This is a genomic window from Myroides pelagicus (assembly GCF_009711055.1).
Lineage (GTDB): Bacteria > Bacteroidota > Bacteroidia > Flavobacteriales > Flavobacteriaceae > Flavobacterium > Flavobacterium pelagicum.
Window position 1 is genome coordinate 1 of sequence record NZ_WMJY01000054.1, and the last position, 12,331, is coordinate 12,331.

Below are 12,331 nucleotides of genomic sequence, written 5' to 3' on the forward strand. Positions count from 1 at the left end.
TTTGGAAAAACTTATAGACTCAATTGATATTCATGATCATTACTGTCCTATTAAAATCTAAAATTATTCTTTTAAATCTTTTAAATTCATATAGTTATGTTTTTTATGAGCGAACGGACTTGAATTTATAGTTTTGGATTAGATAATCCGATAACATATGTTTCAAGATAAATACGTTTTTGCTCAACTGGTCTCATTTTTCAATCGAAGTAAATTCAATCGTATCATATCCAAATATAATGGAGACAAATATGTAAAGCATTTCACTTGTTGGAATCAGCTCCTTGCGTTGATGTTTGGGCAATTATCAAATCGTGAAAGTTTAAGAGATTTAATAAACGCTCTGGATGCTCATCACTCAAAATGTTATCATTTGGGAATGGGTAAGAACGTTTCAAGGTCTTCTTTGGCGAGAGCTAATCAAGATCGAGACTATCACATTTTTGAAGAGTTTGCCTATTATTTAGTAAATCAAGCCAGAGAGAAACGAGTTTCTGAAATCTTCAAACTTGAAGGAAATGTGTATGCTTTTGATTCAACAACCATTGATTTATGTCTTTCTGTATTCTGGTGGGCAAAGTTCAGAATGAAAAAAGGGGGTATAAAAGTGCATACATTATACGATGTAGAGACACAAATCCCTACATTTTTCCATATTACCACAGCTTCAGAACATGATTCTAAAGCAATGAAAGAAATCCCTTATGAACCAGAATCCTATTACGTATTTGATCGAGCATATAACAACTTCAAAATGTTGTATAAAATTCATCAAATTGAAGCGTTCTTCGTTATCAGAGCAAAGAAGAATCTTCAATATAAGTCTGTCAAATGGAAACGGAGACTACCTAAAAATATACTTTCAGATGTAACGATTGAGTTGACGGGGTTTTATCCAAAGCAATACTATACTAAATATTTACGATTGGTCAAATATTGGGATGAGGAGCAAAAACGTGAATATATTTTTTTGACCAATGCTGTACAAATTTCAGCACTACAAGTAGCAGAACTTTATAGAAATCGATGGTAAGTCGAGCTCTTCTTTAAATGGTTAAAACAACATCTCAGAGTTAAAAAGTTCTGGGGAACTACTGAAAATGCACTACGCATTCAACTCTATGTTGCAATAAGTACTTACTGTTTAGTTGCAATAGTTCAAAAAGACATGCAACTTGATAGGAGTACATATGAAATTTTACAAATCTTGAGTATATCATTAACTGATAAAACGCAATTAAAAGATCTTTTTAATAAAACTAAATTTCAAAATAACAAAGAACGAAATAGGCTTAATGAGCCAAGTTTATTTGATTTTTAATACGTCCCTATTTTAATGGGACACTAGTGATTCATGGTGTTACATTAAAAATAATAGAAAATATCGAATCTTTTGGTTTTTTATCTAATAATTATAACTTTAATTATCAGCCGAATACATGAAAGTAAATAGGTGCGAAACTTGAGTTAATATTAATTCCGAACTGAGGATAAGCACCTTGAGCAATTAACACCATAAACAGCATTACAACTATACTTCTCATAAATACACTTTTATTTAACTCAATTGAACTATAAAACAGGAATTGCATAAAAATAATTCTCCCAATAATTAGGAGTAAACTTCCAACTACCTTTATCTTCAATCAATAGATAAATGGTCGCCTGTGGGGCGGTTACATCAATAATCGAACTACCTGAAACCAATCCGAAAACATCGTCAGTAGATAAGATCAAACGAGCAGCATAAGCAGTCTTACTACCTGAAGGCCCTAAGAATGTAAACCCCGTACTTTGCTTAGCTGTTTTAATACTTGATAAATAAGCGTGTAACCACAAATTTGTGTCGCTAGGCATTGACAAAGTTACAACCGCATTAACAATCCATTTGCCCTTTGTCAAAGTAAACAATCCATTAGAATACAATAATGCTTCCGTATTTAACGCATTAACCACCTCTTTTTCAAAAGTACCGAGAACAGTTAGAGTTGCATAAGGAATTGCCTCCCAGTAATAAACTCCCTGACTATCAGCCCTAAGTAATTTATTTGCTGCCTCTTGACCATCTACTACTCTTAGTTTACCATTAATATCTAGCTTTGTCGTTGATGTAAAGACTCCTAAACCCACATTGCCCTGTTGGTCAATAACCTCATCATTTTTAGCGTGTTCTGCTGTAGGGTTTACTCCTTTAACATTGTCCTTGCCGCCATCAATATGCAAAGGCTTTAAGGGCAACTGAGTATTTATTCCCACTTGCGCATAGGTTGATAGGGAAATCAAACAAAAACTTTTTCAGCATAACCACAATTTAATTACTTTAAATAATAGTATAAAAATAATAAATAAAACACAATCAATTAAGCAAACAACACATAAAACAAATAAAAAACGAACAAAAACATTGACATTAAGTAGATATAATTCTAACTTAAAACTATTTGATTTAAAATAAAACACTAATTCTGCCTCTTTCTAACAAATTAGCAGTACTTTTGTCAAATATTTATTAGACGAGATAAAGTCTTTTTTTGCTTTACTTTAAATTCACAACTGTTTATTCGAACTAGCATTCTCATTCTTTATTCACCTATAGATAATTCATATTTATTGGTTTCGAGAAGAAATGAAAGCACATCATAGCCAATCAATATGTCATAAGCTAGTAGCTTGTGTATTCTATACTAACAAATACCGACCTTCTTGTTTTCGGGTCTGAAGACTATAGAAGGGCACACATATAGTAAATTTTTTAAAACAATAATATTTATGGCAGACTCTTTTTCTAAGAAAGAAAAGATTAAAAAGAAGTTACAAAAACAAAAAGAAAAGGCCGAGCGTAGAGAAGATCGCAAAACCAATAATAACAAAGGTAAAAGCCTTGAGGAAATGCTTGTGTATGTTGACTACCTTGGTAATCTAACAGATATCCCACCGGATCAACAAGAAAAAGAAAGAGAGAAAACTAAAAACAACACCAAACAACAAACTGAATTCAAAGGTACAATTACCTATATCAGCGAAAAAGGTTATGGTTTTATCACTGAACAAGGAAGTAAAAACAATGTATTTGTTCACAGTAATGATGTCGGATTCCCCCTTACCAAAGGAGAGTTAGTATCTTATCAAAAAGAAGAAAACGCCAAAGGTGTCCGCGCAGTAAATGTTCAGAAAGCTTAATAAGTCACTAATAAACAATTTTTTAAATATTAATACCATGAATGAAGGAAAAGTAAAGTTCTTCAATGAAACTAAAGGATTCGGATTCATCACACCAAGCAATGGAGGAGATGATATTTTTGTACACGTTACAGGTCTAGTTGACCGTATTTCTGAAAACGACGAAGTAACTTACGAAATCGAAAAAGGAAAAAAAGGATTAAACGCTGTAAACGTTCGCAGAGCTTAATTTGCTCAAAAATAAGTAATATAGATTTTTACAATTATTTTTTAAAGTATGGAGCTTGCTTCATACTTTTTTTATATCTACAAGTCTTATAATCCGATTTTAAAAAAAAAGCAGTAGTCAATAATCACCATTGCTTTTCACGTCTTAGATTCAACAAATAAATGCTGTTGCATTTATTTGTTGAATCTAAGTTTGATAAAAAACAGAGGGGTTTCGAAAATAAAACAAGATAGTGTATTGGCTTTTTAAAAAAAATCAATCCCCAGTAAAAACACCACCTCAGCCCTGTAAAATCAGATTATTTCATATAAATCCCTAGGTTTTAAACCTAAAATAATTAACTTTAAACAACTTATAAAACAAACACTAACTACCCCACAAAACTATGCTTAGTAAAATTGAACTTAAATCTACGTATGGTATCGATGTAGGAACAGCCTCTTACCTTATGCACGTCCAAGAGCCTTTCACACAGCACAAAGATGTTTACCAACTCTTGTGGCTGGAAAAAGGAGAGGTAACCATAACTCTACCAACTAACCAAAAACTCATCAAGCAAGGCGACTGCTTATTTTTAGGTAAGAACGAACTCTTTAGACTTACAGCTCACAGCCCTTATAGCTTGTGCTACGTCCAATTTACTGATAGCTTCTACTGCCGAACCGAATTAGACAAGCACTTTTTAAATGATTGTAAGTTCTTTGATAACTCCAAAGCCATTAATTCCATTAATTTAAAAGAAGAGCAACTTTCTTTCGCTCATTACTACGTTCGATCATTGATAAAACTCAATACAGAAGACTATAGTGATATTAATTATATGCTTGCTCATAACATTGTAGAGCGAATGCTACTATTTATTATTAATTGCCATATCGATAAATACGTTCAATACCACAAAGAGAAGCTCACTCCTTTGGAAATGCAATACACTATTCGCTTTAACGAACTATTACGCAAAGATGTAAAACACCAAAGAAGTGTAAACTACTATGCCAAGCAAATGAATATATCAGTAGCTAAGCTCACCCAGATTAGCAAGGAGGTTTTTGGAAGCACTCCCAAAAAAGTTATTAATAGCGTGGTGGTCAACGAAATTAAACTACTACTCAAACACACTCCACTTACCGTCAAAGAAATCGCATTTGAGCTAAACTTTGAAGATGTGAGTAACTTCATCCGCTTTTTTTCAACCACCACGGGTATGAGCCCGACTGAATACAGAGAATTAAAATAAATCTAAAGCCTTACATTCCTAACTATAAGGCTTTAGATTTTTAGTATATGCCCTTTAATATTACAATAGGTGGCAAGTAATTATTCTTCTAACTAAACAACGTAAGCCTTCTTTAAAAAAATCAGGTATGCTATTCTTTCTACTTTTGAAAAAGCAACTATTTTGCTATTCAATTACTAGTATGATTCTAAAAAGAGAAACGTTTTTTATAAGGAAGTAACATGTTCTTGTTCTAGCTCATAGTGGTTTTAAAATAATGGTATTTATTCCAAGCTATAGTGCTATAAGAGCTGTATACGTGCACTATATAGCCCACAAGCCACTCATTGGCAAGAAAAGTGCACGCTTAGATCAAGAAAGCAAGGAAAAGAAATGTCTGTAACTTATATAATGATTTATAAATTGTTTATGAATATTTACCTAGGAGCACAAAGAATATAATAGAAAACACAAATACGTATTTTTTTAATACCTAATAATAGATAAAAACCTTCGTTGACTAAAAATATACTGTATTTTTTATTTAAAAAGCTTCTCTTTTGAACCAAAAATAAGTCACTACTCGAGGTTTCTACCTTATTTAAAACTAATTAAATAAGGACATAAAATAACAATTCTGTAAAAAAGGAATATCTCCATTGACAAAACTTATCAATTCACCACAACATATTATCAAAAATACATTCTATTTATTAAAATATTCTTAAAACAACTTATAATATTCTCTTATTAAACTGATAAACTCATAAAAATTGCCAATTTGAGAAAAATGACAATATTTTTAAGAAAAATGACAATTATTACATCACAAGACTACCCTACTTTTGCACAAGAAATCAATAACAAAGCTTAATAAAAGAAAAATGAAAACAATATTCAAATTAGCAGTAGTAACAGTAGTAGCCTTAGTAAGTGGATCAACTTTTGCACAAGACAAAAAAAGTTCAGCAACAACTAACCTAAATGTAAACTTAGCTGATATTTATGAATTAACGGTTAACGATCCAAGTGTAAACATTGACATGAACACAGTAGAACATTTCCAGCATGGAAATACTTCTGGAGAATTAGCTAATCACGTACAAGTTACAGCTACTCAAAAATACGAAGTGAAAGTTGTCGCTAGTAGTGATCTTACAAACAACGGTATTACAATCCCTGTTAACACAGTAGAAGTGCGCGTTAAAGGAAATACTAACCTTGCTAAAGGTAGTGCGCCAGCTAACTTTACTGCAACGCATAATGTAGCTGCTTTAAACACTACTGAGAGCAACGCTATTATTACAACTACATCAGGTAGCGCTAAAATGGGATATGCTATCGAGTATGCTATTCCTGCTGAACAAACAGCTGCTTACACTGATAAAGCGGAAGGTACTTATTCTACAACAGTTACGTATAATTTATACGCACTATAATAAATACATCAAATCATTTAAAATCTACTACCGAGCTAGCTCGGTAGTAGATTTTTTTTTATCGTATTCTTTGCCTTTTCTCTTGGCTTTATCTGATTTATTGCCTAACTTTAAGACTAGTAAACAATGCGAATATGAAGCCAATAATACTCTTTTTGTTTTTAGTCTTATCTAGTGCTTTCGCTCGCGCTCAACAGTCGGCAGATAGCTTGCTAAAAATAGTACTTACACCGATACAATCCATCAAAGTTAATGCCGCTCAACACGAGGTTAATCTTGAGTTTGACTCAACACTTGATTACACACACGGAGTGATTAGCTCTCAAGAAGACCACTTAGAGGTTATGAGTAGTCAAATGTATGAAGTGCGTGTAGGAGCTAGTACTGATTTGACTAATCAACATGAAAGTATAGATCTAAACCTCATCAACCTTACTCCTTCCTTAGGTAGTATAGGCGAACCCCGAGAAAATATTAACTTGTCTGAAGTTCAACTCTCGTTAAGTGATACCCATATGATACGGTCTGAACAAGGTGACGTCAAGCGTTCATACAACATAGACTATAAAATGGAAGCAGACAACCAGTTAATGAACAAAACTCAAGGAGAGTACAACACCATTATTACTTACACTATATTGTCTTTATAACAACCTGTTGTGTTTAAAAAATTACTACTCATTTGCCTGATCATCTATTGTATCACACCTAGCTTAGCACAGATTGGCTCTGCTAAAGCTAAAATAGTGCTTAATTTCCAAGAACAACAATCCTTAGTGGTCAAGCATCCTTTTGTCGATATTGACCTAACCTCTAGTGATGCCTTCTTAAATGGTGCTCAAACAGGCTTATTGAAAAATCATATCACTGTACAGTGCTCTAAGCCTTACCAAGTCTCTGTCAAGACGACTACTGCTTATTTCTTGCATCAAGGAAACACCTCTTCCCTACCTGTGGGAATTGTAAAAGTAGTCCCCACTGCCCATTCACAAACAGCTATAGAAACCCCGATTGATACCCAAGAAGTTTATTTATCTACTACACCCATTATATTTGTACAATCAAATAATAAAGGAAATAGCCAAAACATAGATATCAACTATATTATCCCAAAAGAAACTACACAATCATTGATTAATAGACCTGCTGGAACTTATCAAACAGAGATTATCTATACCCTAATTCCTCATTAATAAACATCATACACCATGACAAAAACAAACGTTATCTTATTTGCTTTTCTTCTTTTTTGCTCGGCCTTATTTGCTCAAGCGGGACTTTCAATATCTCCGGGTAAAATGTACTTTCACAATACAGAAGGAACTATTGCTACGCAAAAACTCACCATCGCCAATCCAAATAATAAAGCAATCGAAGTAGGTGTGTCTCTGGGGGATTGGGATTATTTAAATAATGGAACCAATAACGTTGTTGCTGCCAATACTTTAAGCAACTCTGCAGCTGATTGGATTCAAGTCCTACCTAGCTCGTATTTTGTCATTGAGCCTAATGAAGTCAAACAAATTGAAATTGCCCTGAATGTACCTCAGGTATTACCTGATGATATTCCTGTACATACGGCTATGGTCTTCTTTACACAGCTCAACCCTGGGCAGTCTGTGGATAAAAGCGGAGCCGCCATTAAAGTAACTGTACGCATGGGACTTAAAGTATATCACGCTAATCAAAACAATACTGCCTCTGTTGAAATTGTCAATATGGCTCCAAACAAAACTGAAGATGGGCAAAAAGTAATTGATGTCTTCTTCGAAAACAACGGCAGCCTTTGGAGTGATGGACAACTAAAAGCAAGCTATTTTAACCAACAAACTGGTGAGCGTATCACATTAAATCAAATAGATTTTTATAGTCTGCCAAAGGACAAACGCAAACACAGCTTTGTCTTACCCGAACAACTTACCCCAGGCAATTATACTTTTATTGTAGAATTAACCTATGGACAAAACAACACTGTCAAGGTTGCTGAAATAGACTTTACCCTATGATAACTAAACTGTTTCCTAAATTCCTTATACTCTTCCTAATTGCTTACACGCCTGTATGGTCTCAATACGACATGAATATACACGGAGGTGGACAAGCTATATTTAACTCATATAATGACCTGAAAAACGGACTAACTGAAAACAGACAAATTACTGTACAGTTCAAAGGTTCTAAAAAAGTAAATACTCCAAAAAAATGGAAACTAACCGTACGTCTATTAGATGATTTTTATGAGGGTAATTATAGTGTTGCTGCCGAAATGGCGTCCCTTCGCATTAATCTTCAAGGGGGATCAAACGATTATCTAGCTGGTAGTATTATTGGTCGTGAACTGCCTTTGAGTAAGTTTCAAGAAAGTGTAATCATCGAAACAACTGCTCCGATTAGCCAAACTAAACCGCATAAGTTTTCTTTTGACCTAGCTATTAAAGGAGGTACTCACTTATTGACAATTCCAAATGGTACTTACACCAGTACCTACGAGTTTACCTTATACGATACTTCTTCTGGTATGGATCGCTTACTCACCAGACAGACTTCTTCCTTCGGAACAGCGCGCTTTCAAATTAACTACAATGGTAATTATGGTAATCAATTAGCCGAACTGCGAAATGGAGCAAGTGAATTTGTCTTTAACTTTGACACTCCTGCTCAAAGAGCACAAGGAATGACTATCGCTATTGACAATGCCTTATATATCAAATCGTATCAAGGACATCAAGTGATGGTCAAAACTGCGGATAATCTCATGTACAATACCGACATGACTCATAGCTTACCAGTGTCTCTACTAAAACTCAAAACCACCTTTAACACTATTGAGACTGGTAATCAATCCGACGCTAGACTGGTACAGACCTATGGTCCTATTTCACTTTCTACACAAGAGCAAACTATTGCTGCATTTCCAAAGTGGAGTCAGTCTATTTCATACAATCTTGAGCTTAGTATACCCCCTGGATTAAAGGAATTACAACAAGCCTCGGGCAGATACGAAACTTATTTATACTTTGTTATAGTACCTAACTAATGATAAGAACACTTTATCTCTTTTTGTTTTTTTGCTTCTTTACTTCTGTTTATGCACAGGACTTACCTGTAGGCATTGAATTTCCAATACCTGAAGTGATCGCTGAACATTCAGGAAGTGTCTCTTCCAAAGTAGTCATACGCAACAATAGTTCGCTTAATTGGTCAGGGGTCGTCCTAATCCAGAGCAACACCCCTGCACTTCAACTATCAACCAATCCTGCTAAAAAAATACAACTCAGCCCTGGCCAACAACTCTTTATCCCAATTATTGCTTGTGTTACTCAAGGGGCTAATCAACAAGAAAACATTACTTTAACTGCAGCTGTCGTAGGACAAAATAATCAAACCCTACAAACCGCTTCACAACGTGTATTAATTGAAAAAAACAGACGAATTCTATTAATTAACCCTAATCGTTATCTACAATTTCAACAGGTTGGAGACAGCATCAACATAAGAACAATCGTCAAAAATAAAGGTAATACTAAAGAAGAAGTTCACCTAGTGTATTCATTACCTTTTGAATTTAACAAACACAAGACAATCACCAAACAATTAAGTATCGCTCCGGCTAAGGATACTATCCTTAATTTATATATTCCAATAAACAAACAAGCTGTCAAATTAGAAGATTTTGACATCAATACCACCCTATTGTATGCCAATGGTGACTTTATTGCGCGTACCACTTACCTGGCTAGTTCACTTAAAGCTAGGCGAAAATATAAATCCCCAGACCAACAAATGGACTATTCCTTTACAGGAAATGCAATAGAAATCAACAGAGTAATCGGCAACAATGTAATGAAAGCAACAGAACTTATCGGTGGTACAGATATCTATTTCAACCAAACCAACAGACTGGGCTTATCCACCAATATCATCTATTGGGAAGAATACAAAAAAGCTAACCTACGCCAAGTACTCCTTGATTATCAAACCGACAAACTCTATGTAAAAGCAGGTAATATCTATCAGATGGGAGAACTTTCAATTCAGGGAAGAGGGATACAATCTAACTACAAAATATCGGACTCTATAACCTTATCTGCAGGATATATTGACAAGACATACTTAGTAACAGATCCTACTGATCGTTCGATTGGATATAGCACGTGGGTAGGCTTTAACAGTAAACACCACTGGAAACAGTCTGAAATAACCTATGATCTCAATCACCAGTTAAGTGAAAAGAAAATCTTGTGGCACAACGCCTTTGACTTATATCAAACAGCCAATTTCAACCTTAGTTTTAATCAAGGACTATCGCTTATCAATACAAGAGAGAATAATCACTTGGGAATCTTATTAGGTGTTAATAGTTTTGCGATGTGGAAAGACTATCAATTCCAAACCAATAGTTTCTGGAGTAGTCCCTACTATGGTGGAATGCGCCAGGGAACCACCCAGATTAATACGAATATTAGAAAAAATATAAACAAACACAGCTTTGGACTTACCCAGACTTTTATTCGTTTTGCTCCAAGACACAGCTACACTAACTTCTTGACCAATAAACAGCAAGCCTTGTCTATTGGTCTAAACTATGCTCTGCGCTTAAATGAGAATAGCTTTTCAATCAGTCCTAAGTTTGTTCAAGAAGAGCGGTTTAACTATAAAACACTCGCTGTGGAAAGACTCAATGCCCTTCGATTAGCAACTACGTATAGCAAACACAACTTTTTTAAAGATTTAAGCTACAGCCTTACTTCTGACTTGGGCACCTATACTTCTATTAGTGAACTCAGTAAAAAGCTTCACTATAGACTTAGCGCTAGTTTAAACTACAAGGCATTTAGCTTGGGGACTTCTTATCAGTATAACTATAGCAATCTAAGTGAACTCATCAACTCCTGGTATATCCAGCACCTAAACGCAACGACTTATACCAACTTTATGGTCATGGGTAAACTCAAACAAGAGTTATTTAACAATAAGGTACGTCTACTAATAGATGCCTTCTATACTAGTACATCAACCACCAATGATTTGTGGCAAATCAACAGCCGTATAGAGTATCAATTAACTAAAGACTTTCAAGCGTATGTCAATAACTACAACAGCTACGGAGGGTTCACTACTAATGCCAAGACTAATTATCTTCAAATAGGTCTTATCAAACAACTAGAGCCTTACAGACCTTATATAAAGACATACAACCTCAAAATACAACTCTATTATCTAGACGAAGATAAACGGATAACCATTGCTGCTAATCGCATTATCTATATCAATGGAAGAGCTTTTATCTCTAATGCTCAAGGAATTGTAGAGTACAGAAAACTGCCAACTGACAGCTATACAATTGAAGTGAAAAATGACAAACACTGGTTTGCCAATGCTGAAACTGTGCTGTTAAACCAAGATGCAATACAAGAAATATACCTTAAACAAACCACTACGCTATCAGGTAAAATAAGTTACTCATACAACGATAGAAGTTATTTAATCAACAAAAAACACGGTGGTCAAAAAGTGGTTGCCACTAGCCAAACTGGACAGACCTACACGGCTTATACCTCTGATCAAGGGGAATACATATTCTATATCCCAAAAGGAAAATATAGCGTAATGCTATATCCTGAAAACAGCCAATACCTAGAAATAGAAGATAACGGTAGTAGTATAAACACCTATATTAACCAACCCGTAGAAAAGGACTTTGTCTTAATAATCAAGGATAGAACCGTAGAAACAAAGAAATTCAAAGCCATCTCCTTTTAAAGAAAGCCATAGATGACTTCTCTTTAATACTCAATGCGACAAGGAGTACGCCCCATCTTACGCGCCTCTGACACACTGACCCGATAAACATCAGTCGAACAATTACTAAGTCCTCTACACGAGCTAGACTTGTGAAACCGCTTGCTCGAGTTACCTTTACAGATATATACACTAGAGGAAGAAATAGAAGAAAACGAGAGCATAAATATAGATACTCCTGCTATTATTATTGTTTTTAAACGCATAGGCAATTTCATTAATCACACTATAAAATTACAACTTTATCACCTCATATACAATCTACTATTACCATATCACATACCTACAAATACTTATAAATAAAAACAAGTGATGGTACCGACAACAATAAATAGCAGACTACCCATAAAAACTTTGATAGAAAGGAAGAGTAAACTGAAGTATTTATTCATAACCCTGTTTCTTTTTATTAATCAAGTAGGAGGCTAAAGATTATTTCTTCAGCCGACCTCTCACACCACCAGG

At 34.5% G+C, this 12,331-nt stretch carries 11 protein-coding genes; 10 read left to right on the forward strand and 1 reads right to left on the reverse strand.

Annotated features, from left to right (window positions below; genetic code table 11):
* The first annotated feature begins 157 nt into the window (after positions 1-157).
* On the forward strand, positions 158-1,033 hold the full coding sequence (locus GJV77_RS13970) for an IS4 family transposase (protein WP_240142890.1): 876 nt from the start codon (positions 158-160) through the stop codon (positions 1,031-1,033).
* 539 nt (positions 1,034-1,572) lie between these two features.
* On the opposite strand, the gene GJV77_RS13975 is transcribed toward GJV77_RS13970, so the two are convergent.
* Positions 1,573-2,283, reverse strand: coding sequence for a hypothetical protein (locus tag GJV77_RS13975; RefSeq protein WP_155036951.1), 711 nt, complete (start codon positions 2,281-2,283; stop codon positions 1,573-1,575).
* A gap of 486 nt (positions 2,284-2,769) precedes the next feature.
* On the opposite strand from GJV77_RS13975, the gene GJV77_RS13980 reads away from it, so the two are divergent.
* The 9 genes from GJV77_RS13980 to GJV77_RS14020 all read left to right on the forward strand — a co-directional run bounded on the left by GJV77_RS13980 (position 2,770) and on the right by GJV77_RS14020 (position 11,827).
* Positions 2,770-3,180 (forward strand): cold-shock protein, encoded by a 411-nt coding sequence (locus GJV77_RS13980; RefSeq protein ID WP_155036952.1) that lies wholly within the window; start codon positions 2,770-2,772, stop codon positions 3,178-3,180.
* A 37-nt stretch (positions 3,181-3,217) separates the two neighbouring features.
* Positions 3,218-3,409 carry a cold-shock protein gene (locus GJV77_RS13985; protein WP_155036953.1) on the forward strand — a complete coding sequence of 64 codons (192 nt, stop codon included), beginning with the start codon at positions 3,218-3,220 and terminating at the stop codon, positions 3,407-3,409.
* A gap of 385 nt (positions 3,410-3,794) precedes the next feature.
* A complete protein-coding gene (locus tag GJV77_RS13990; RefSeq protein WP_155036954.1) occupies positions 3,795-4,646 on the forward strand; it encodes a helix-turn-helix domain-containing protein in 852 nt (283 codons plus the stop codon).
* Positions 4,647-5,509: 863 nt separating this feature from the next.
* Positions 5,510-6,064 (forward strand): hypothetical protein, encoded by a 555-nt coding sequence (locus GJV77_RS13995; protein ID WP_155036955.1) that lies wholly within the window; start codon positions 5,510-5,512, stop codon positions 6,062-6,064.
* 134 nt (positions 6,065-6,198) lie between these two features.
* Positions 6,199-6,714 (forward strand): hypothetical protein, encoded by a 516-nt coding sequence (locus GJV77_RS14000; protein WP_155036956.1) that lies wholly within the window; start codon positions 6,199-6,201, stop codon positions 6,712-6,714.
* A 9-nt stretch (positions 6,715-6,723) separates the two neighbouring features.
* Positions 6,724-7,257, forward strand: a complete 534-nt coding sequence (locus tag GJV77_RS14005; RefSeq protein WP_155036957.1) for a hypothetical protein — start codon at positions 6,724-6,726, stop codon at positions 7,255-7,257.
* A 15-nt stretch (positions 7,258-7,272) separates the two neighbouring features.
* Positions 7,273-8,070, forward strand: a complete 798-nt coding sequence (locus tag GJV77_RS14010; RefSeq protein ID WP_155036958.1) for a fimbrial biogenesis chaperone — start codon at positions 7,273-7,275, stop codon at positions 8,068-8,070.
* The gene (locus GJV77_RS14015; RefSeq protein WP_155036959.1) at positions 8,067-9,101 is read left to right on the forward strand and encodes a hypothetical protein; all 1,035 of its coding nucleotides are present in this window, start codon (positions 8,067-8,069) and stop codon (positions 9,099-9,101) included. Before GJV77_RS14010 ends, GJV77_RS14015 begins: the two co-directional genes overlap by 4 nt.
* A complete protein-coding gene (locus GJV77_RS14020) occupies positions 9,101-11,827 on the forward strand; it encodes a hypothetical protein (protein WP_155036960.1) in 2,727 nt (908 codons plus the stop codon). The genes GJV77_RS14015 and GJV77_RS14020 overlap by 1 nt, the downstream gene beginning before the upstream one ends.
* Positions 11,828-12,331: the final 504 nt, after the last annotated feature.

Excerpts from the sequence above, each read along its gene's own strand:
- GJV77_RS14000 (WP_155036956.1), top strand. The coding sequence starts at position 6,199 with ATGAAGCCAATAATACTCTTTTTGTTTTTAGTCTTATCTAGTGCTTTC.
- GJV77_RS13970 (WP_240142890.1), top strand. The coding sequence starts at position 158 with ATGTTTCAAGATAAATACGTTTTTGCTCAACTGGTCTCATTTTTCAAT.
- GJV77_RS13980 (WP_155036952.1), top strand. The coding sequence starts at position 2,770 with ATGGCAGACTCTTTTTCTAAGAAAGAAAAGATTAAAAAGAAGTTACAA.
- GJV77_RS14020 (WP_155036960.1), top strand. The coding sequence starts at position 9,101 with ATGATAAGAACACTTTATCTCTTTTTGTTTTTTTGCTTCTTTACTTCT.
- GJV77_RS13990 (WP_155036954.1), top strand. The coding sequence starts at position 3,795 with ATGCTTAGTAAAATTGAACTTAAATCTACGTATGGTATCGATGTAGGA.
- GJV77_RS14015 (WP_155036959.1), top strand. The coding sequence starts at position 8,067 with ATGATAACTAAACTGTTTCCTAAATTCCTTATACTCTTCCTAATTGCT.
- GJV77_RS14010 (WP_155036958.1), top strand. The coding sequence starts at position 7,273 with ATGACAAAAACAAACGTTATCTTATTTGCTTTTCTTCTTTTTTGCTCG.
- GJV77_RS13995 (WP_155036955.1), top strand. The coding sequence starts at position 5,510 with ATGAAAACAATATTCAAATTAGCAGTAGTAACAGTAGTAGCCTTAGTA.
- GJV77_RS13985 (WP_155036953.1), top strand. The coding sequence starts at position 3,218 with ATGAATGAAGGAAAAGTAAAGTTCTTCAATGAAACTAAAGGATTCGGA.